This window comes from Actinomadura montaniterrae (assembly GCF_008923365.1).
Taxonomy (GTDB): domain Bacteria; phylum Actinomycetota; class Actinomycetes; order Streptosporangiales; family Streptosporangiaceae; genus Spirillospora; species Spirillospora montaniterrae.
Window position 1 is genome coordinate 1 of record NZ_WBMR01000071.1, and the last position, 19402, is coordinate 19402.

At 74.3% G+C, this 19402-nt stretch carries 21 protein-coding genes; 4 read left to right on the forward strand and 17 right to left on the reverse strand.

From position 1 onward, the window contains the following. The 3 genes from F9B16_RS23345 to F9B16_RS23355 all read right to left on the reverse strand — a co-directional run. Window positions 1-263: DUF3618 domain-containing protein (locus F9B16_RS23345; RefSeq protein WP_151542248.1), on the reverse strand; the 263-nt coding region annotated here is incomplete at its 3' end. Beyond that, window positions 260-748, reverse strand: a complete 489-nt coding sequence (locus F9B16_RS23350; RefSeq protein WP_151542249.1) for a phage holin family protein — start codon at window positions 746-748, stop codon at window positions 260-262. The genes F9B16_RS23350 and F9B16_RS23345, both read right to left, overlap by 4 nt. Window positions 749-842: 94 nt before the next feature. Beyond that, window positions 843-1634 carry an SDR family oxidoreductase gene (locus tag F9B16_RS23355; protein WP_151542250.1) on the reverse strand — a complete coding sequence of 264 codons (792 nt, stop codon included), beginning with the start codon at window positions 1632-1634 and terminating at the stop codon, window positions 843-845. 274 nt (window positions 1635-1908) lie between these two features. On the opposite strand from F9B16_RS23355, the gene F9B16_RS23360 reads away from it, so the two are divergent. Next, on the forward strand, window positions 1909-3792 hold the full coding sequence (locus F9B16_RS23360; protein ID WP_225991881.1) for a sialidase family protein: 1884 nt from the start codon (window positions 1909-1911) through the stop codon (window positions 3790-3792). Window positions 3793-3813: 21 nt separating this feature from the next. Continuing rightward, window positions 3814-5385 (forward strand): sialidase family protein, encoded by a 1572-nt coding sequence (locus F9B16_RS23365; RefSeq protein ID WP_192808953.1) that lies wholly within the window; start codon window positions 3814-3816, stop codon window positions 5383-5385. Between the two features lie 44 nt (window positions 5386-5429). Here the strand turns inward: F9B16_RS23365 and F9B16_RS23370 are convergent, their stop codons facing one another. The 7 genes from F9B16_RS23370 to F9B16_RS23400 all read right to left on the reverse strand — a co-directional run bounded on the left by F9B16_RS23370 (window position 5430) and on the right by F9B16_RS23400 (window position 11922). Then, window positions 5430-6080: a Type 1 glutamine amidotransferase-like domain-containing protein gene (locus F9B16_RS23370; protein WP_151542252.1), complete on the reverse strand. Its 651-nt coding sequence runs from the start codon at window positions 6078-6080 to the stop codon at window positions 5430-5432. A 36-nt stretch (window positions 6081-6116) separates the two neighbouring features. Continuing rightward, on the reverse strand, window positions 6117-7241 hold the full coding sequence (locus F9B16_RS23375; RefSeq protein ID WP_151542253.1) for an AAA family ATPase: 1125 nt from the start codon (window positions 7239-7241) through the stop codon (window positions 6117-6119). Next, window positions 7225-8013 carry an RNA ligase family protein gene (locus F9B16_RS23380; RefSeq protein ID WP_151542254.1) on the reverse strand — a complete coding sequence of 263 codons (789 nt, stop codon included), beginning with the start codon at window positions 8011-8013 and terminating at the stop codon, window positions 7225-7227. The genes F9B16_RS23375 and F9B16_RS23380 overlap by 17 nt, the downstream gene beginning before the upstream one ends. Before the next feature lie 43 nt (window positions 8014-8056). Continuing rightward, the gene (locus F9B16_RS23385; protein ID WP_225991882.1) at window positions 8057-9469 is read right to left on the reverse strand and encodes an MFS transporter; all 1413 of its coding nucleotides are present in this window, start codon (window positions 9467-9469) and stop codon (window positions 8057-8059) included. A 58-nt stretch (window positions 9470-9527) separates the two neighbouring features. Then, window positions 9528-10421 carry a Vgb family protein gene (locus F9B16_RS23390; RefSeq protein ID WP_151542255.1) on the reverse strand — a complete coding sequence of 298 codons (894 nt, stop codon included), beginning with the start codon at window positions 10419-10421 and terminating at the stop codon, window positions 9528-9530. A gap of 129 nt (window positions 10422-10550) precedes the next feature. Next, window positions 10551-10841, reverse strand: a complete 291-nt coding sequence (locus tag F9B16_RS23395) for a putative quinol monooxygenase (RefSeq protein WP_151542256.1) — start codon at window positions 10839-10841, stop codon at window positions 10551-10553. 37 nt (window positions 10842-10878) lie between these two features. Then, window positions 10879-11922 carry an aldo/keto reductase gene (locus F9B16_RS23400; protein WP_225991883.1) on the reverse strand — a complete coding sequence of 348 codons (1044 nt, stop codon included), beginning with the start codon at window positions 11920-11922 and terminating at the stop codon, window positions 10879-10881. A 145-nt stretch (window positions 11923-12067) separates the two neighbouring features. On the opposite strand from F9B16_RS23400, the gene F9B16_RS23405 reads away from it, so the two are divergent. Further along, window positions 12068-12925 (forward strand): helix-turn-helix transcriptional regulator, encoded by an 858-nt coding sequence (locus F9B16_RS23405; RefSeq protein ID WP_151542257.1) that lies wholly within the window; start codon window positions 12068-12070, stop codon window positions 12923-12925. Between the two features lie 3 nt (window positions 12926-12928). Here the strand turns inward: F9B16_RS23405 and F9B16_RS23410 are convergent, their stop codons facing one another. From F9B16_RS23410 to F9B16_RS23430, 5 genes are all read right to left on the reverse strand, one after another. Further along, on the reverse strand, window positions 12929-14164 hold the full coding sequence (locus tag F9B16_RS23410) for an RNA polymerase sigma factor (RefSeq protein WP_151542258.1): 1236 nt from the start codon (window positions 14162-14164) through the stop codon (window positions 12929-12931). Next, on the reverse strand, window positions 14161-14580 hold the full coding sequence (locus tag F9B16_RS23415) for a YciI family protein (protein WP_151542259.1): 420 nt from the start codon (window positions 14578-14580) through the stop codon (window positions 14161-14163). The genes F9B16_RS23410 and F9B16_RS23415 overlap by 4 nt, the downstream gene beginning before the upstream one ends. Window positions 14581-14744: 164 nt before the next feature. Next, window positions 14745-15305, reverse strand: coding sequence for a carboxymuconolactone decarboxylase family protein (locus F9B16_RS23420; protein ID WP_151542260.1), 561 nt, complete (start codon window positions 15303-15305; stop codon window positions 14745-14747). Beyond that, on the reverse strand, window positions 15302-15928 hold the full coding sequence (locus F9B16_RS23425; RefSeq protein WP_225991884.1) for a TetR/AcrR family transcriptional regulator: 627 nt from the start codon (window positions 15926-15928) through the stop codon (window positions 15302-15304). The genes F9B16_RS23420 and F9B16_RS23425 overlap by 4 nt, the downstream gene beginning before the upstream one ends. A gap of 67 nt (window positions 15929-15995) precedes the next feature. After that, window positions 15996-17015, reverse strand: coding sequence for an NAD(P)/FAD-dependent oxidoreductase (locus F9B16_RS23430; protein ID WP_151542261.1), 1020 nt, complete (start codon window positions 17013-17015; stop codon window positions 15996-15998). Between the two features lie 79 nt (window positions 17016-17094). Between F9B16_RS23430 and F9B16_RS23435 the strand changes: the two genes are divergently transcribed. After that, a complete protein-coding gene (locus F9B16_RS23435) occupies window positions 17095-17691 on the forward strand; it encodes a helix-turn-helix domain-containing protein (protein WP_151542262.1) in 597 nt (198 codons plus the stop codon). Here the strand turns inward: F9B16_RS23435 and F9B16_RS23440 are convergent. Further along, entirely contained in the window at window positions 17688-18191 is a 504-nt protein-coding gene (locus tag F9B16_RS23440) for a MarR family winged helix-turn-helix transcriptional regulator (RefSeq protein ID WP_192808954.1), read from the reverse strand. The two genes, F9B16_RS23435 and F9B16_RS23440, sit on opposite strands and share 4 nt — an antisense overlap. Window positions 18192-18228: 37 nt before the next feature. Next, the gene (locus F9B16_RS23445) at window positions 18229-19380 is read right to left on the reverse strand and encodes an erythromycin esterase family protein (protein ID WP_151542263.1); all 1152 of its coding nucleotides are present in this window, start codon (window positions 19378-19380) and stop codon (window positions 18229-18231) included. Window positions 19381-19402 lie beyond the last annotated feature (22 nt).

The window sequence follows — 19402 nt, forward strand, 5'->3', positions numbered from 1 at the left end:
ACGGCGCCCGCCGCGGCGACGGCGGCGCCGCCCTGCGCGGCCCTGGTGCGGGCCTGCCGGGACGCGACGACCTGCCGGGCGCGCTGCGCGCGCTCGCGGGCCATCTCCCTGGCCTGGTCGGCCTTGTCGCGGGCCATCGCCTTGACGTCGGCCTTGGCCGCCAGCGCCTCGACGGTCTCCCCGAGCTCCTGGCGGGCCCGGTCGACCTCCTGGCGCAGCTCCTCGGTGCCGGCGTCGGCGCCGTGCCTGCCCTGGGTGGTCATCGGTGCGTCGCCCTCTCCTTCAGGTCGTGGACGGTCAGGCGCGCCTCGTCCATCGCCCGTTCGGGTTTGGCGGGCGTCGCCCGCTTGGTCTGCGCCATGCCGAGCAGCCCCAGCACGCCCGCGACCAGCACCAGGAAGCCGCCGATGATGAGGGCGGCCGCCCACACCGGCAGCACCAGCGCGATCGCGGCGACCGCGGCCGCGAGCAGCACCGCCGCCCCGAACAGGCCGACCAGCGCCGCGCCGCCGAACATGCCGGCGCCGGTGCCGGCGTGCCGGCCCTTGTCCTTCAGTTCCGCCACGGCGAGCCGCAGTTCCGCGCGCATCAGCTCCGAGACCTGCTGCGTCGCCTGCCGGACGAGCTCGCCCGTCCCGGCGTCGCGCCTGGTCCCGTCGAGGAACTCGGGGGCGCGTCCGGTCTCCTGCCGGGACGCCCCGGTGATCTCGGCGGCGCTCTGGCCGTCGTGTGTCCGCAGGGTGCTCATGGCCTCAGGCCCCCTCCGCGTGCCGTCGTTTGCGAAGCCTGGCAGACCCGTTCCCCCTGCTCGGGACCTAAACGTGGGGTGCGGCCGGGGAGTCTCAGCCGCGGCCGACGAACGAGGGCATCGCGGTGGCCAGCACCGTCATGAACTGGACGTTGGCCTCCAGCGGCAGCCCCGCCATGTACAGCACGGCGTCGGCGACGTGCCGGACGTCCATCACCGGTTCGGGCTTCACCGACCCGTCGGCCTGCAGGGTGCCGGACCCGAACCGGCCGGTCATCTCCGTCGCGGCGTTGCCGACGTCGATCTGCCCGCAGGCGATGCGGTGCGGGCGGCCCTCCAGCGACAGCGTCTTGGTGAGCCCAGTGATCGCGTGCTTGCTGGCGGTGTAGGCGGCCGACAGGGGGCGCGGGGTGTGCGCGGACAGCGACCCGTTGTTGATGATCCGGCCGCCCTGCGGGTCCTGCTCCTTCATCATGCGGAACGCCTGCTGGGCGCACAGCAGCGCGCCGGTGAGGTTGGTGTCCAGGACGGCCCGCCATTCCCGGAGGGAGAACTCCTCGACCGGCTGCGGCGCCCCGAACACCCCGGCGTTGTTGACCAGCAGGTCCAGCCGGCCCCACCGCTGGGCGACGGCGCCGAACAGCGCCTCGACGGACGCGGGGTCGGTGACGTCGGCGGGGACGGGCAGCGCCCGGTCCGCGGCGCCCCCGGCGTGGGCGGCGGTCTCCTGGAGCTTTCCGGCGCGGCGTCCGGCCAGGGCCACCCGCCAGCCGGCGTCCAGCAGCGCGGTCGCGACGGCGGCGCCGATGCCCGAGCCCGCCCCGGTGACGAGCGCGACCCGTTCCCCGCCGTCCTGCGGGCCGGAGCCGGTTTCCTGGTCGGACACGGGTCGAGCCTCCCTCTCCGGCGTCCCACATGACAAGACCGGTGCTCACGATACGGATGGCCTCGGCCGGACCGGCACACCGGCACCGGGCGGGCGCGAACGACGATCGACCTCGCCTCATTGTTCCCGGCTGGCCGGATCCGGACCCGGCGCGCGTGTCCAGGGTCGGCCACCGGGTCTTGTGGGCCCGCTGAGGCGGATCTACGTTCCGCCGGGGCGTTGCTCCCAGCGCCCTGTCCCAGGCGACGACGCCTGCAGGGAGGTTCCAATGCGGATGCGCAGAACACTGGGCTCGGCGGCGGCAGGGACGCTCCTGCTCACCGCGCTGAGCGCGACGGCGCCCGGAGCGCACGCCGAGGGGTTCGGCTACGACCGGCTCACCGCGATCCAGAAACGGCACGTCTCCGGCGCGCTGGCCGAGGCGCTCGGCCCGAGGGCCGCGGCGCGCGCGGTCACCGGCGCCCGGCCCGCGTCCGCCCCGCCCTGCGGCGGCCGGCACGGCGCGAACGTCAAGGTCGACCAGGACTGCCTCACCGTCACCGACCAGCCCCTCGCCGGACGCGGGCAGGCCCAGAACGAGACGTGGATCGCCGCCGACCCGAACGACCCCCGCCACCTGCTGGCCAGCTACAACGACTACCGCCGCGGCGACGGGACCTGCGGGGTGACGCGGTCGGCGGACGGCGGCCGCACCTGGTCCGACACCACCGCGCCCAACGGATTCGTGTCCGGCGCCGCGTTCGGCGGCAAGCCCCGCGAGTACTTCCAGAGCGGCGGCGACACCTCCGTCGCCTGGGACAGCCGCGGCAACGCCTACCTGTCCTGCCAGGAGTTCAAGCGCGGCAACGCCGTCTCGCCCGACGCCGACCAGTCCAGCGGCTTCTACGTGTACCGCTCGACCGGCAACGCCGGCGCGTCGTTCAACTTCCCCGGACGGCCCGTCGCCGAGCACGACGACACCGCCGGCGCCGGGAACTTCCTGCTCGACAAGCAGCTCATGACGGTGGACGCGCACGCTCGCAGCCCCTACCGCGACCGCGTCTACGTCACCTGGACGACGTTCGCCGCCGACGGCACCGGCTACATCTACGGCGCCTACTCCGCCGACTACGGCGAGCACTTCAGCGCCCCCGTGCTGATCAGCTCCGACTCGGCGCTGTGCGCGCAGCCCGACGGGATCCCGACCCCGCACGGCCGGTGCAACAACAACCAGTTCTCCCAGCCCGTCACCGCGCCCGACGGCACCCTGTACGTCGCGTGGGCGAACTACAACGTCGCCGAGACCGGCTCCGACAACCGCTTCCAGGTCCTGGTCGCCGCGTCCAAGGACGGCGGGGCGACGTTCTCGGCGCCGGTGAAGGCCGCCGACTACTACGAGCTGCCCGACTGCGACACCTACCAGGGCGAGGGCAAGGACCCCGGGCGCGCCTGCGTGCCGGAGAAGGGCACGAGCACGAACTCGATCTTCCGGGCGACCAACTACCCGAACATCGCCGTCGACCCCGCCGACCCCAAGCGGGTCGTGGTGACCACCGGCTCCTACCTCAACCGCGACTCCAACGAGGGCAGCGGCTGCACCCCCGCCGGGCTCACCCCCGCTGACGAGGGACTCGGCGCCCTCTACACCGGCGTGAAGACCGGCGGCTGCAACAACGGCGTCGTGCTGTCGTCGTCCACCGACGGCGCGGCCACCTTCACCGGCACCACCACCGACGTCCGCAAGTTGCCGCTCGTCGGCTCCGGCGCCGCGCAGGCCCGCACCGACCAGTACTGGCAGGGGACGGTGTTCAACCCGCGCGGGGAACTGGTCACCGCCTACAACGACCGGCAGTACGGCTCGGACGAGGCGACCGGCTTCTCCGACATCACCGTGGCCGCCACCAAGGACCTGACGCACTTCACCACCACGCGCGCCACCTCCTCCAGCATGCCGCCGCCGTCGCAGTTCAACGGCCAGTTCTACGGCGACTACATCATGCTCGACGCGACCGCCACGACCGCCTACCCGGCCTGGTCCGACACCCGCGCCGCGGCGCTGTTCCTGTGCCCGGGCACCGGCACGCCCGGCCACCCGCCGGCGCTGTGCACCGCCGCGGCGTCCAACGCCTCGGTCGCCAACGACGAGCAGATCTTCACCACCGCCGTCCGGCTCCACTGACCCCCCGAGGAGCTCTCTCCGATGAGGACCCGCACGACGATCGCGGCCGCGGCCGCGTTGCTGCTCGGCTCCGCGCTCGCCACCGCACCCGCCGCCCACGCGGCGCCCGGCCCGGCCGCGCAGCCCGTCCACCCGATCTCGCCCGGCGACCCCTATGCGGCCTGCACGGTCGGCGCCAGCCCGGACGGGACGGTCTATCCGGGCTCCGAGGTGGAACCCTGGATCGCCGCCGACCGGCACCGCCCCGGCCGCGTCATCGCCGTCTACCAGCAGGACCGCTGGTCCGACGGCGGCGCCAAGGGCATCGCCGCCTCCTACAGCGGCGACGGGCGGCACTTCACCAAGACCACGCTGCCGTTCAGCAAGTGCGCGCCCGGCGGCCTGAACTACGAACGCGCCTCCGACGCCTGGGTGGACTTCGGCCCCGACGGCGTCGCCTACGCCAGCGGCCTGGACTTCGACGTGTCCACGGCCCGCAACGGCGTCGGCGCCGCCACCTCCTTCGACGGCGGGCGCACCTGGACCCGCACCACCCAGCTCATCGACGACACCGACCCGTCCATCGTCGACGACAAGAACTCCGTCACCGCCGACCCGCGCCACCCCGGCACCGCCTACCAGGTGTGGGACCGCCTCGACCAGGTCACCACGGGACCCGGCGCCCACTTCACAGGGCCCTCCTACATCGCCATCACCCGCGACCACGGCCGCACCTGGACGCCCGCGCACCCGTTCGTGGACACGAGCGTCGTCCCCAACTCCCAGACCATCGGCAACGTCATCGTCGCCGACGCCCGCCGCGACGTGCTGTACGACTTCTTCGAGTGGCAGACCTACAGCGACGTCGACGCCACCCAGCCGGTCGACCTGCACTTCGCCGTCGTCACCTCCAAGGACCAGGGCCGGACGTGGAGCAAGCCCGTCACGGTCGCGCCCGACACCTCCGTGCCGGAGGTCGACCCCAACGCGCCCGACGACCCGTCCAAGGCGCTGCGCGGCGGCGCCAACCTGATCAGCGCCGCCGTCGACCCGCAGACGGGCGAGCTGTACGCGACGTTCGAGGGCGCCGACCCCACCGGCTCCTACGACCAGATCCAGCTCGTCCACTCCACCGACGGGGGCCGCACCTGGTCGGCTCCGGTGCGCGTCAACCAGGCGCCGGCGGCGCCCGCGTTCACCCCGTCCATCGCGGTGAACGACCGCGGGACGGTCGCCATCACCTACGTCGACCTGCGCTATCTGCAACCGGGCAACACCGCCACGCTGCCGACCGCCATGTGGTACCTCACCTTCCCGCGCGGTGGTGAGAACCGCCCGTCCGAACGCCGCATCTCCCGCGTCTTCGACTGGCTGAAGGCGCCGTACGCCGGATGGGGCCACTTCCTCGGCGACTACGAGAGCGTCGCGGCAGCCGGGCACCGGTTCCAGCCCGCGGTGATCGAGACCAACGACACCGGACCCGCCGTCAACAGCACCGACCTGTTCACCGGGATCTTCGGCGCCGGTCCTGCGGCGGCCGGTGTGGCGACGGCGAGCCCCGCACCGCACGCCACGACCGCCCGCCATCTGCACGCCCACCGCACCCGGCACTGAGCGAAGGGGCCGCCGGCAACGCCCGGCGGCCCCTGTCGCAGGCTTCAGAGGATCGCGGTCTGCGGGCCGTCGACCACCAGGACCTGGCCGTCGCGCAGCGCCCGATGAGGGACGCCCTCGCCGCGGTAGCGGGCGGCGACGCCAGTCAAGACCTCCGACTCCGGATGCCCGGGGGAGTCGACGTGGGGGACGAGCGCGTGGTCGAGGACGCCCAGGCCGTCCCAGACCGGCGGCTCCCCGTGGACGCGGGTCACCGCGTCCGGGTCGTCGCACGCCTCCAGGCCGCGCAGGCTCGGCGCCAGCACGCAGCCGCCCGCGCTGTACCCGGCGTAGACGAGCGCGTCGCGGCCGAGCAGGCCGGTGAGCGCGGCGTCGGCGCCGCTGCGGGCCAGCGCGTGGCGCAGCACGAACGCGTTGCCGCCCCGCGCCCACACCAGCGGGAAGCGCGCCAGCTCCGCGGCGACGTCGCGGGCGGGACGGCCGAAGTACCGCCGCAGGTCGACCTCCGTCGGGCGCAGCCCCAGCGCGGTCAGCGCGGCGGCCTCGCTGTTGACCCCGGCCCGCCGGTCGTCCTCGGACTCCGCGTCCAGAGCGTTGGCGATCACCGCGGCCTCGGCCCCGGCCGGTGCCCGCAGCAGGGCGAGCAGCCGGTCGGCATGCCCGCCCATCCGGAAGGACGACAGATACAAGCGCACCCGAGGACTCTATTGGTCAGGCCGTGCCGAATGGCGTCAGGCGGTGCTGACCCAGTCGACGCGGTGGCCCTCGGTCGGGTCGGGCGTCTCCCAGCGGCGGACGAGCCGGTCGATCACCGCGTCCGGCACGGGAGCGGCCCGGCCGCGGTTGCGGTCGCGCAGCACCGCCGGCGGCGCCTCCAGCGCGACCAGCTCCACCCGTCCGCGGTAGCCGGCGATGAGGCCGGTGCACTGCTCGCGCTGCGTCCGCGACACGTTCGTGGCGTTCCACACGAACGACCGTCCGGCGCGCAGGTGCTCGCGGGCCAGGTCGTGCGCCGCGGCGGCGACCGCGTGCTGGTCCCCGGCGGGGGACACGCCCATCTCCGCGCGCAGCCGGTCCAGGCTCACCACCGGCAGGTCCGGGCGGTTCGCGGCGATCCAGTGGTCCTTGCCGACCCCCGGCAGTCCCGACACCACCGTCACCGTGCAGCGCGTGTCGTCGTAGGCGGCGTAGTCGGGATCGCGGTCGTCCTTGCGGAAGTACCAGAACCGCGCGTGGTCGGACGGGAACGCGCGCGGCACGTCCAGGCACCGCTGCTCGGCGCAGTACTCCCCGTACAGGGAGACGTTGTCGAGCAGTTCGTCGGTGTCGGGGCAGATCCGGCCGAGGATGTCGGCCGACGCCAGCAGCACCAGGTCGTCGTTGCGGGCCAGCAGGCTCACCCGGAAGGCGATCTTCTGCAGGTCGGGGCGCTCCAGCGCCCAGAACGGCACCTGGTGGTGGCGGATCAGCGCGGCGACGTGCTCGCGCCAGGCGACCGGCGCGCCCATCTCCCACAGGATGCGCCGCACCATCAGGTCGCCGCGGCGCGAATGGCCGCGCGCGGTGATGCGGCCGTCGTCCTCGACGCGGGTGCAGTGCGGCTTGGCGATGTCGTGCATCAGCACCGTCGCGAACAGCCGCACCCGCTCGTCGGCCGGACGGGCCCGCCACTGCGGCAGCGCCGCGAGCGCCTCGCACGCCATCCGGGTGTGGACCTCGACGTCGCCCTCGCCGTGGAACACCGCGTCCTGCGGGACGCCCGCCATCTCACGCACCCACCCGAACGCCTCGCGGATGTCGTCCCAGCGCAGGTCCCAGTGCGGCGGTGCCGGGCACAGGTCAGCGAACACCCGCATACAGCACCTCCGGGTCGGCCAGGCCGTTGGCGACGATCGGACGCTCCTGCCAGTGCGTCCCCGAATCCAGGATCGCGGTCAGGAAGCTCGGCCGGACCCACTTGTAGCGGTCGACCGTCTCCCCGTCCTCCTCCACCTTGATGTAGAGGCCTTCCATCTCGTCGGACTTGTCGGTCTCGGCGGCGACCCGGTCCGGGTCGGCGCCGCCCGCCCGCGCCGCCGCGCGCAGCGCGTCCCGCCAGGCGGGGGTCCGGCAGGTGGACGGGCCGACGAACGCCGTCAGCGCCGCCAGGTCCGGGAGCGTCCCCTCGTGCAGGACGGGCACCGACACCACCGGCGTCCCGGCCAGCAGCTCGCGGCGCCGCGCGGTCGACAGGAACGTCCCGTCGCGCTGGTCGAGGACGTCGAACTCGCAGAAGTAGTGGGGGAGCGCGTCGTAGAAGACGGTGTGCTTGGCGTACAGCCATTCCCCGTACATCACGTACCGGTCGCCGAGGCGTTCCCGCAGGACGTGCTGGACGGACGCGGCCCACGCCTTCAGCGGCCCGAACTGCCGCTCGCGGGGCCCGCCGGTCAGGTAGTGGCCGCGGCTCTGCAACCGCAGGTCCCCGTCGGAGGAGAAGCTGATGCCGCAGTTGGCGCCGTCCAGCTTCTCCTCCACCACCAGGTACCGTCCGGCGATCGCCGAGAACGGCCGCGCGGCCAGGTCGTGGTCTCCCGGCTGCAGCCGGGAGCCCTCGATGTGCCGGGTGCGGGGGTATTTGCGGAGCATGCCGACCGTTCTAACGAACCGGCCCGGCCGTGCCAACCGAATTTCAGCGGTTCGGGACGATCCGGGTGAGCGCGAACGCGGCGAGCCACAGCCCGGCGCTGACCCACGCCAGCGCGTGGACCCCCGCGGTGAAGTGCGCCGCGTCGAGCGCCGGGCCGGCGACCGCCCCGTACACCGCGACACCGAGGGCTGTGCCGACCTGCCGGGCCGTGTTGTTGAACCCGCCGGCCAGCCCGGCGTGCGCGGGCGGGACGGCGCGCATCGCCGCCGCGACCACCGCCGTCACGATCAGGCCGTCGCCGATCCCGATGGCCAGCAGCGTCGGCAGGAGCACCCGGTAGGACCCGCCGGCGCCGACCCGCAGCAGGCTGAGGCATCCGGCGGCGGCCAGCGCGGTGCCCGCGCCGAGCGGGAGGCGGGTGCCGAACCGGGCGGTGAGCCGGCCGCTGACCGGCGCGAGCAGCGCCAGCGGCACCGCCATCGGCAGCAGCAGTACCCCGGCGGTGAACGCCGAGTGGTGCTCGCCCTGCTGCAGCTTCAGCGTCGCGACGAACAGGACGCCGTTGGTGACCAGGTTCATCGCCAGCGCGATGCCGTTGGCGCCGAGGAACGCGGGGGCGCGCAGCAGCCCGCCCGGCACCATCGGCGCCGCCGCGCGGCGCTCGGCCAGCACGAACGCGGCCGCCGCGGCGATCGTGAGGGCCGCCGTCACGGCCGCCTCCTCGCCGTGGCCGTGGCCGGCGGCGATGACCGTCCACACCAGCCCGCCGAGGGTCAGCGGCGCCAGCGCCATCCCGGCCCGGTCCAGCGGCGGCCGCCCGCCCTCCGGACGGTCCCGGTGCGGCTCGCGGACGACGGCGAGGATCCCCGCGATCGCGGCGGCGACGATCGGCACGTTCAGCAGGAAGATCCACCGCCAGCCGGCGGAGTCGACCAGCGCGCCGCCCAGCAGCGGCCCGGCGGGCAGCGCCGTGGAGGAGATGCCCGCCCACACCCCGAGCGCGCGGGCCTGCTCGGCGCGGCCCGGATAGGCCGCGGTGATGACCGCGAGGCTGCCGGGCAGCAGCAGCGCCGCCCCCGCGCCCTGGACGACCCGCGCCGCGATCAGCGGCCCCGGGCCGGACGCGGTGCCGCAGGCCAGCGACGCCAGCCCGAACAGCCCGAGGCCGACCAGCAGCATCCGGCGGTGCCCGATCCGGTCGCCGAGCGCGCCGCCGCCGAGCAGCAGCCCGGCGATCGCGACGGCGTACCCGTCGACGACGCCCTGCAGGCCGGGCAGCCCGGTGCCGAGCGCGCGGCCGATGCCGGGGAGCGCGACGTTGACGATCGTCACGTCCAGCAGCACCAGGAACATCCCGGCGCACAGGATCGCGAGCATCGCGCCGCGGCGCGGGTGCGGTACGGGCTCGGTGCTCGTGGTGCCGTCGTGGGCGGTGGTGTCGGTCGGCGATCTCATGCGTCCACGGTGACCCGCGGACGTTTCGCCCGCGCTGGAACCATCGGGCGGTGGTGCGTCAGCCGGGCACGACCTGGGCGAGCGCGCCGGTCTCCAGGGCGACCCACAGGGCGCCGTCCGGGCCGAGCGCGATGCCGTGCGGCTCGCAGCCGGGGCTCGGCAGCGGATGCTCGTCGATGCGGCCCTCGGGGGTGATGCGGCCGACGTGCGCGGTGCCCCACTCCGTGAACCACAGCGCCTCGTCGGGGCCGGTGACGATCGCGTGCGGGCGCGCCGCCCGGTCGGGCAGCGGGAACTCGGTGACCTTCCCGTCGGTGGTGATCCGGCCGATGTGCCCGGTGCCGATCGCGGCGAACCACAGCGCGCCGTCCGGCCCGGCGGTGATCCCGACCGGCGCGGCGCCCTCGGTCGGCAGGGCGTGCACGGCGACGTCGCCGCCGGGCGCGATCCGCCCGACCGCGTTGCCCTGGTTGAGGGTGAACCACAGCGCGCCGTCCGGTCCCGCGGTGATCATGGACGGCATGCCGCCCGGCACCGGCAGCGGGAACTCGGTGACCTCCCCGGCGGGGGTGATGCGGCCGATCCGGTCGGTGCGCATGAGGGTGAACCAGAGCGCGCCGTCCGGTCCGGCGGCGATGCCGCAGGGGCCGCCGGCGGGGACGTCGAACAGCGTGACCCGTCCGCCGGTGTCGATCCGGCCGACGCGGTCGCCGCGCAAGCCGGTGAACCACAGCGCGCCGTCGGGGCCCGCGGTGATGTTCATCGGGCCCGCTTCGACGGGGTCGGCGGGATGGAACTCCGCCGTGCCGCCCGGGGTGATGCGCCCGATCCGTCCTTGATGTACCAGCGTGAACCACAGGGCCCCGTCCGGACCGGTGGTTATTCCGTATGGCCCCGCTTGGGGATCGGTGACGGTGAACTCCCTGATCGTGGCATGCGAACCCTGCGGCATGAATAGTCCCCCCTCGTCCCACTTCTTTCCGCCCGACGGCGAGACTAACGGCGGCCGCACCGCGCGCGTTCGCGCCGCCGCCCGCGCCGGCCCGCTGGTGACCTGACCGGCGCGGGCGCCGCGGGGCCGTCAGGGGGCCGGGACGAGCCGCCGGATCGTCATCGGCTCGGCGAGGATCTCCCCGAGCACCTGCTCGACGTGCCGGAAGTGCGGCGTGGCGAAGTGCTCGTCCAGCGCGGCGGGGCTCGTCCACTCCTCGACGACCACCATCCGGGCCGGGCGGTTCGGGTCGGCGTAGGGGCGGTAGGCCAGGCACCCCGGTTCGTCCAGCGACGGTTCGATCATCGCCTCCAGGGCGGTGCGGAGCCGGTCCTCCTGGCCGGGCGAGGCGAGGCATTCGGCGACGACGGTCAGCGACATGGCGTTTCTCCTTCTTGAAGGTGTGGGTGTGGTGAGGTCAGGGACGGGCGGGGCCGCTTCCCGCGCCGGACGCGGTGATCGCCGCGGCGATCTCGTCCAGGTCGGCGGCCGTCAGCTGGACGGACCCTGCGCCGATCCAGCCGTCCACCTGCTCCGGCCGGCGGGCTCCGACGATCGCTCCGGTGACGCCGGGCCAGGCCAGCACCCACGCGATCGCCACCTCGGCGACCGTCGTGCCGTGCCGCTCCGCGACCGGCCGCAGCGCGCCCGCCAGCCGCAGGTTCGCCGCCAGCCCGGTGGTGAAATCGCGGTGCGCGGTGCGCCAGTCGTCGGCGGGCAGCGACGCGACCCGCTCGGCCGAGAACGCGCCGGTCAGCAGCCCCGACTGGAGCGGCGAGTACGCGATCACGCCGGCGCCGTGCTCGCGCGCCCACGCGACCTCGGCGGCCGCGGACCGGTTGATCGCCGAGAACGGCGGCTGGACCGCGTCCACGTGCGCGACCTTCTCGGCCCGGTCCAGCAGGTCGGGGGAGTGGTTGGACAGCCCGATCGCCCGGACCTTCCCCTCGGCCTTCAGATCGGCCATCACCTGCCAGTACTCCTCCAGCGGCGTCGCGTTCGGCGACACCGCCCCGTGGCCGTCGCCGGCGTACTCCAGCGACTCGCCGGTGTCGGGGTAGTGCACCTGGTACAGGTCGATGCGCTCCACCCCGAGGCGGCGCAGCGAGTCCTCCACCTCGCGGCGGACGCTCGCCGGCTTCATGATCCGCCGCGGCGCCGCCTGCGGGTCGGCGGGATCCCAGACCAGGCCCGCCTTGGTGAAGACGAACGGCCGCTCGCCCTCCGGCAGCCCGGCGATGGCCTTGCCGACCAGTTCCTCGGAGTGGCCGAGCCCGTACACCGCGGCGGTGTCGATCCAGTTGACGCCCGAGCCGATCGCGTGCCGGATCGCCGCGACGGACTCGGCGTCGTCGGTGTCGCCCCAGGTGAACCGCCACCCTGGGCCCGACACCGCCCAGGAGCCGAACCCGACCGTGCTGATGTCCATGCCGGTGCCGCCGAGCGGACGCGTAGTGATCATTTCCCTTGCTCCTCCGGTTGCGGGAGTTCGTGGTGATCACTGTCGCCAGCGGGCGCGGCCGTACCCAGTGGCGGCCGTTGCCTAGGCACCGCGTGACCAGGGTCCGCGGGCCCGGCACGGCGGGACGGCACGGGATAATCGGTGCATGGCACTCGACAGGCGAGCGGAACTCGGGGAGTTCCTGCGCTCACGCCGGGCCCGGCTGAAGCCCGAGGAACTGGGACTGCCCGACTACGGCGGCCGGCGCCGCGTCCCCGGCCTGCGCCGCGAGGAGCTGGCCCGGCTCGCGGGCGTCAGCGTCGACCACTACGTCCGGCTGGAGCAGGGCCGCACCCTGCACTTCTCCGAGGCCGTCCTGGACGCGGTCGCCCGCGCCCTGCAGCTCGACGACGTCGAGCGCGGCCACCTGTACCGCCTGGCCCGCCCCTACACCGAGCCCGCCGGCGCGCCCGAGCTCCAGCCCCAGCGGGTCCGGCCCGGGCTGCAGCGCCTGCTGGACTCGACCACCGACGTGCCCGTGTACATCGTCGGCCGCTACACCAACGTGCTGGCCTGGAACGACCTGGCCGCCGCGCTGATCACCGACTTCGGGGCCCTGCCGCCCGAGGAGCGCAACTTCGCCCGCCTGGTGTTCCTCGACGAGGGCATGCGCAGCCTGTACGCCGACTGGCGCGGCAAGGCCGCCGACACCGTCGGCTACCTGCGGCTGGACATCGGGCGCCACCCCGGCGACCCGGCCGCCGCCGCGCTGGTGGAGGAGCTGTCGGCGGCCAGCCCCGAGTTCCGCGAGATCTGGGCCGAGCACGGCCTCAAGGAGAAGACGCACGGCCGCTACCTCTACCGGCACCCCGTCGTCGGCACCCTCGACCTGGGCTTCGAGACCCTCCGGCTGCCCGACGACCCCGACCAGGCGCTGATCGCGCACACCGTCGAGCAGGACTCCCCGTCCCAGACCGCGCTGCGGCTGCTGGCCGCCACGCGGCCGAGCATGCCGGTGCGGTGAACCTCACGCGAGACGCGCGGCCCGGCCGTTGAGGTAGCGCTGCTCGGGAAGGCTGTGCGTGCGGCGCGCGGCGTCCAGGTAGGACGCGCGCGCGGCGGCGGTGTCGCCGGACATCTCCAGCAGGTGCGCGCGGACCGCGTGCAGCCGGTGGTGGCCGCCGATCCGCTCGTCCCCTTCCAAGCCGTCCAGCAGGGCGAGGCCGGCGCGCGGGCCCCGCGCCATCGCCACCGCGACGGCGCGGTTGAGCGCCGCCATCGGGTTCGCCGAGATCTCCACCAGCACGTCGTAGAGCGCGGCGATCTGCGGCCAGTCGGTCTCCTCCGCCGACCCGGCCGCGTCGTGCAGCGCCGCGATCGCGGCCTGCAGCTGGTACGGGCCCGCCGGGCCGCGGGGGAGCGCCGCGTCGATCAGCGCGGTGCCCTCGGCGATGCGCGCGGCGTCCCACCGCCCGCGGTCCTGCTCGGCGAGCGGGACCAGGCTCCCGTCCGGCGCCGTCCGGGCGGGCCGGCGCGCGTCGGTGAGCAGCATCAGCGCCAGCAGCCCAGCGACCTCCGGATCGCCCGGCAGCAGCCGGTGCACGATCCGCGCCAGCCGGATCGCCTCCGCCGACAGCTCCCCGCGGTACAGGCCCGGCCCGGACGTGCTCGCGTACCCCTCGGTGAACACCAGGTACAGCACGTGCAGGACGGCGGCGAGCCGCGCGGGCCGCTCGGCCGCGTCCGGGAGCCGGAACGGGACGCGGCCGTCGCGGATCCGGCGCTTGGCGCGGCTGATCCGCTGCGCCATCGTCGGCTCCGGCACGAAGAACGCGCGGGCGATCTCCGCGGTGGTCAGCCCGCCGGCCGACCGGAGCGTCAGCGCGATCTGCCCCTCCGGCGGCAGCGCCGGATGGCAGCACAGGAACAGCAGCACGAGCGTGTCGTCGGCGTCCGGCGCGACGCTGTCGGCCGCGGGCGACAGCCACTCCTCCGGCAGCGCCCACGCGGCGACGGCGTCCTCGCGGCGGCGCCGCGCCTGCTCGGCGCGCAGCAGGTCCGTCAGCTTCCGCGACGCCACCCGGATCAGCCAGGCGCGCGGATCATCAGGGACGCCGTCGCGCGGCCACTGCGCCGCCGCCGCGATCAGCGCCTCCTGCACGGCGTCCTCCGCGGTGCCGAAATGCCCGTACCGGCGGACGACCGCGCCGAGGGCCTGCGGCGCCAGCCGGCGCAGCAGGCCCTCGAATCCGGGGTCGGTCACGGCTCCAGGTCGGCGCGGCCGTCCACCAGCGGCCGCAGGTCGGCGAACGCGCGGGCCCGCACGTCCGCCGGGCCCGGGCAGTCCGCCAGCCGCGCCGCGATCTCGCTCGCCCGGTCGAAGCTCGCGCACTCCACGATCGTGTACCCGGCGAGCACCTCCGCCGTCTCGGGGTACGGGCCGTCGGTCACGACCGGGACCCCGTTCTCGGTGTGGAAGCGGCGGGTGTGCACCGGCGCCGCGAGGGCCTGCGCGTCGACGAACTCGCCGGACTCGACCAGGTCCTCGTTGAACGCCTCCATGAACGCGCCCATCGCGGCGAAGTCCTCCGGCGTCCACGCCGTGCCGCCTTCCGGGACGTTCCCGGCCATCGCGTCGTAGTCCCGCTGCGACGCGTACAGCATGATCATGTACTTCATGTCCGCTCTCCCTCGTGCCCGGCGCCCCGCTCCGGGCGCCTCTCACCGGGGACGTCGGAGCCGGCGGCGGCGCTTCGACACCCCGGCGGCATTTCGGCACAGGGCCGCGACGATGTCGGGCGTACCCGGCGGGGCGCCGCGTCACCCGCCGGTGCGGCGCCGCGTCACGCGGGCGCGGGCGCCGTCCATTCCTGGTCCTGCCAGGCGGGGTCGAGCGGGGTGTGCGCGATGTGGTTGGTGTAGTTCGACAGCGTCTTCATCCCGATCCCGAGGACGATGTCCAGGACGTGGCGGCGGGTGTACCCGGCGGCCAGGAACGCCTCGACCTGCGCGTCGTCCACCCATCCGCGCTGCTCGACCATCGCGCCGGTGAACACGCGGACCGCCTCCAGCGCCGGGTCGTCCAGCGCGCGCCCGCCGCGCAGCGCCTCGACGACCTCGGCCGGGACGCGCGACCGCAGCGCAAGCGTGGAATGGGCCGCCACGCAGTACGCGCAGCCGTTCAGCACGCTCGCGGTGATCCACACGACGTGCTTGGCGTTCCTGGGCAGCGACGACTTGCCGAACAGCTCCGACAGCGCGTTGTATCCGGCCAGCAGTTCGGGCGATTCGGCCATCACCCCGTTGAGGGTGGTGACGAACCCCATCCGCCTCTTCGCCGCCTCCAGGTGCGGGCGGGCGGCTTCGGGGGCGTCGGTCTCGTCGTACACGGTGAACTCGGTCATCGGTTCTCCTCATCGGGGGTCAGGGAGGCGAGCGCGGCGTCGACGGACGCGGTCAGGGCGGCGGCCGGCGCGCCCGCCCGCGAGCGCAGGTTCACGCCGTAGGCCAGCAGCGCCAGGGTCTGCGCGGTGCCGTCGACGTCCAGGCCGGGACGCAACTGGCCCTGCCGGCCGGCGGCCTGCAAGGCGGCGCGCATCGCCGCGTACAACCCGTCGTGGTGGGCGTCCAGGATCCGCCGGACGTCGTCGTCCTCGGCGCCGTCCAGGCTCGCGTGCGCGTTGGACACCATGCATCCCCAGCGGGCGTGCTCGCCCGAGCAGCGGGCGGTGATCAGCCCCGCGAAGAAGCCGGCGATCGCGGGCAGGCCCCGGCCGTCGGCCGCGAGGCGGTCGAACACCGGCCGCGAATGGCGCTCCACGTAGCCGCGCAGCGCCGCCAGGTACAGCTCGCGCTTGCCGCCGAACGTCGCGTACAGGCTGGACCGGCTGATCCCCGTCTCCGCCACCACCTCGGCGATGCCGGTGGACGCGGCGCCGCGCCGCCAGAACAGCCGCACCACCTGCTCCAGCACCGCGTCCGGGTCGAAGTGCTTGACGTCGGGCATCCGCTCCCGCCTCCGTGTCATCTTGGAACAACCATTCCAAGATGACACGGAGGCGGCCTTCCGTGCAACCGTCTCGCTTCGGCCCCGCTTACAGGCCGTGGCGGCTGTCGCTCATCACCGCCTCGGCGGCGCGCGCCTCGGACTCGGCCGAGAACGGCGTCCGGCGCGCCGCGACCGCGTCCCGGGCCTCCTCGGCGACCAGGTCGGCGTTGATCTGCGCCCCAGCCATCGCGCCCGCCGCCGCGGCGGCACCGACCTGCGCGGACAGGTCCGTCACGTTCCCCGCGACCCACACCCCGGGCACGTCGGTGCGGCCCACGGCGTCCGCGGGGACGTGCTCGCCCATGCCGGACGGATGCTCCACCGGACGCAACCCGAGACCCGCGAGAAATCCGGCGCGTGCGGTCATCCGGGTCGCTACCACCAGCGCGTCGCGGGCGACCACCGTGCCGCCGGCCAGCCGGACGCCCGCGAGCCGGTCGTCGGCGATTTCCAGGCCGGCCACCTCTCCGTCGACCACGCGGACGCCGCGGGCGGCCAGCTGCTCGGCCTGCTCGCCCGCCGGACGCGGCGCGGTGTGCGCGAAGAGCACGACGTCGTCGCTGAGCTGGCGGAACAGCAACGCCTGGTGCATCGACATCGGACCGGTCGCCAGCACGCCGATCGCCTGGTCGCGGACCTCCCAGCCGTGGCAGTACGGGCAGTGCAGCACGTCCCGGCCCCAGCGTTCGCGCAGGCCCGGCACGTCCGGCAGCTCGTCGGCCAGGCCGGTGGTCACCAGCAGCCGCCGCGCCCGGACGGTCCGCCCGTCCGCGAGGCCGACGGTGAAACCGCCGCCGTCGCGCGCAGCCTCGGTGACCGTCCCGGCCACCACCTGCCCGCCGTAGCGGCGGACCTCGGCCCGGCCGCGCTCCAGCAGCTCGGCCGGCGGCATCCCGTCGCGGGCCAGCAGCCCGTGCACGCCCTGGGCGGGCGCGTTGCGCGGGGCGCCCGCGTCGAGCACCACGACCGACCGCCGCGACCGCGCGAGCATCATCGCCCCGTTCAGGCCCGCGGCGCCGCCGCCGGCCACCACCACGTCATAGGCGTCCCTCAGCCGTTCGGTCATCTCGACCACCTCCGCGGCCACTATGCGAACCGGGGGCCGAGAACCGCAAACATCGTTGCTGATATGGCAAACTGGCCGGATGGACGACGACGAACTCGGCCAGGCGCTCGACGCGGTCGGCCCCCGCCTGCGCGCCCTGCGCACCGAGCGCGAGATCACGCTGAGCGACCTGTCCGCGGCGACCGGCGTGTCCGTGAGCACGCTGTCGCGGCTGGAGTCCGGCGCCCGCCGCCCCACCCTCGAACTGCTGTTCCCGCTGGCCAAGGCCTACGGCGTCACGCTCGACGAACTCGTCGACGCGCCGCCCACCGGCGACCCGCGCATCCACCTGCGGCCCGTCGTCCGCAACGGCATGACGATGCTGCCGCTGACCCGCCGCGCCGGCGGCATCCAGGCCTACAAGCTCGTCATCCCCGCGGGCAGCGAGCGCAGGGAGCCCACGCCGCAGACCCACGAGGGCTACGAATGGCTCTACGTCCTCAACGGACGGCTGCGGATCCTCCTCGGCGAGCACGACCTCGTCCTGTCGCCCGGCGAGGCCGCCGAGTTCGACACGCGGCTGCCGCACTGGTTCGGCGCCGTCGACGCAGACCCGGTCGAGTTCCTCGTCCTGTTCGGCAGCCAGGGCGAGCGCGCCCACCTGCGCGCCCGCCCCAAGGCGAAGTCTTCCGGCTAGCGTCCGCCCACCCCGGGCCTGCCCGCGCCGCTCCCGGTCTCGGCGCGGCCGAGCTCGGCGAGGCGGGCCAGCACGGGCAGCGCGTCCGCGAGCGCCCGCCGCTGCTCGCCGGTCAGCCGGTCGACCAGCGGCGCCAGATGCCGCGTCCGGTCCTCGCGGCGCGACCGCATGATCCGGAGGCCCGCCTCGGTGATGTGGACCAGGACGGCGCGCCCGTCGTCCGGGTCGGGACGGCGCGCCACCAGCCCGTCGCGCTCCAGCCGGGACACCAGCTGGGTGATGCCGGGCTGGCTCACCTGCTCGGTCCTCGTCAGGTCGGTCATCCGCATCGGCCCGCCGGCCGCGAGCGTGTCCAGCACCGACAGCGTCGTGAACGGCAGCTTCTCCAGCATCGGAATCCGGATGTAGAACCGGTTGAAGCTCTCGATCGCGGTGGTGAAGGCGTCCACGTCCAAGGCGTCGTCCGAGGCGTCCGGGGCGCCGTCCGGGGTGTCGTTCACACCCAAGAACCTATCGCCGTTCCCCGTGCCGGCCCTTCTACGGGTTCCGGGCGGCCGCCGAGGCGTCGGTGATGTGCAGGACGGCGTCCGCTCCGTCGACGGTCTCCTGGTCGAGGGGGAAGTACGCCTGCTGCCGGGCGGCGTCGGCGCGGGTGCCGGCGGCGGCGATGGAGGCGGCCTCCACCAGGCCCCACGTGCCGACGCGGCTCTGCAGGGAGCCCTCGTAGGTGTCCGGGTCCGGTTCCCGGAGGCCGATGATCTCGCTGCGGCCCAGGCTGCCGGCGATGAAGGCGTACTGCTCGTCCACCAAGGACGCGAGAATGGCGCCCACGCCGATCCAGGCGAGATCCAGGTTCCCCATGGGAATGACGCAGATGTTCCGCTGCAGATGGCGGTTATGAGAGAAGACGAGCGTCGGTCCTCGCCTGGCCTCGATGCCGCGGATGTCGAGCAGGTTCTGCGCCATCAGCGCGTCCCGGGTGCCTCCCAGGAGGGAAACGCGTGCCGCCTGTTCGAGGCGCTGGGCCGCCTGCTTGTGATACCGCAGCAGGCCGAGGCCGGCGGTGAGGTGCGTCTTCGCCTGGTACCACTCGGCGCGTGACGTCGCCGCGATCAGCTCCGGTGCGCGGGCGTACAGCGCGGTGAGCATGTCGTCGGCGATCGACCGCAGCCGCACCGCCTCAGGCGTCTCCCCGACCGACATGGCCGGGTCCATGACCGCCTCCATGCGGCTCCACCGCCCGTCCTCGCCGGCCAGGCCCGCGATGTCGAGATCGAGCGCCAGGTAGTCGCGGGCGTGCTCGAGGTAGGACCGCGGGCTGGGCGCGCTGGTCGTCTCCGTCGCCGCGTCGAAGCCATGGAAGGCGACACGCTCCGCCGCGGGACGGTCCCGGTTGTACTCGCGCATCCAGGCGACCAGCCGCCTGTTGGCGTCCAGGTCCCCGAAGCCGTGCGAGAAGCCCTCGCGCATCGCGGCGTCGAGGCTTCCGGTGCCGTGCTGGACGAAGTCGTCCACGGCGAGCGCGGCCACCCGGTCGGTCTCGAGGGCGATCGACCGGAAGCCGCGCTCGACCAGCCGGGAGAACAGTTCGTTGCGGACCCGTCCGAAGGCCGGTTCCAGATGCGTCGGCTCACCGAGCCCGAGCAGTTCGCATGACGCGGGTACGAACCCGCAGATGTCCTGGGTCATGTGCCACAATCGTAACTTTGAA

Bases quoted from the DNA above. Each gene is read 5' to 3' on its own strand.
- F9B16_RS23350 (WP_151542249.1), bottom strand. From the start codon at position 748: ATGAGCACCCTGCGGACACACGACGGCCAGAGCGCCGCCGAGATCACC.
- F9B16_RS23360 (WP_225991881.1), top strand. From the start codon at position 1,909: ATGCGCAGAACACTGGGCTCGGCGGCGGCAGGGACGCTCCTGCTCACC.
- F9B16_RS23365 (WP_192808953.1), top strand. From the start codon at position 3,814: ATGAGGACCCGCACGACGATCGCGGCCGCGGCCGCGTTGCTGCTCGGC.
- F9B16_RS23375 (WP_151542253.1), bottom strand. From the start codon at position 7,241: ATGCGGGTGTTCGCTGACCTGTGCCCGGCACCGCCGCACTGGGACCTG.
- F9B16_RS23380 (WP_151542254.1), bottom strand. From the start codon at position 8,013: ATGCTCCGCAAATACCCCCGCACCCGGCACATCGAGGGCTCCCGGCTG.
- F9B16_RS23385 (WP_225991882.1), bottom strand. From the start codon at position 9,469: ATGAGATCGCCGACCGACACCACCGCCCACGACGGCACCACGAGCACC.
- F9B16_RS23390 (WP_151542255.1), bottom strand. From the start codon at position 10,421: ATGCCGCAGGGTTCGCATGCCACGATCAGGGAGTTCACCGTCACCGAT.
- F9B16_RS23395 (WP_151542256.1), bottom strand. From the start codon at position 10,841: ATGTCGCTGACCGTCGTCGCCGAATGCCTCGCCTCGCCCGGCCAGGAG.
- F9B16_RS23400 (WP_225991883.1), bottom strand. From the start codon at position 11,922: ATGATCACTACGCGTCCGCTCGGCGGCACCGGCATGGACATCAGCACG.
- F9B16_RS23405 (WP_151542257.1), top strand. From the start codon at position 12,068: ATGGCACTCGACAGGCGAGCGGAACTCGGGGAGTTCCTGCGCTCACGC.
- F9B16_RS23415 (WP_151542259.1), bottom strand. From the start codon at position 14,580: ATGAAGTACATGATCATGCTGTACGCGTCGCAGCGGGACTACGACGCG.
- F9B16_RS23420 (WP_151542260.1), bottom strand. From the start codon at position 15,305: ATGACCGAGTTCACCGTGTACGACGAGACCGACGCCCCCGAAGCCGCC.
- F9B16_RS23425 (WP_225991884.1), bottom strand. From the start codon at position 15,928: ATGACACGGAGGCGGGAGCGGATGCCCGACGTCAAGCACTTCGACCCG.
- F9B16_RS23430 (WP_151542261.1), bottom strand. From the start codon at position 17,015: ATGACCGAACGGCTGAGGGACGCCTATGACGTGGTGGTGGCCGGCGGC.
- F9B16_RS23435 (WP_151542262.1), top strand. From the start codon at position 17,095: ATGGACGACGACGAACTCGGCCAGGCGCTCGACGCGGTCGGCCCCCGC.
- F9B16_RS23445 (WP_151542263.1), bottom strand. From the start codon at position 19,380: ATGACCCAGGACATCTGCGGGTTCGTACCCGCGTCATGCGAACTGCTC.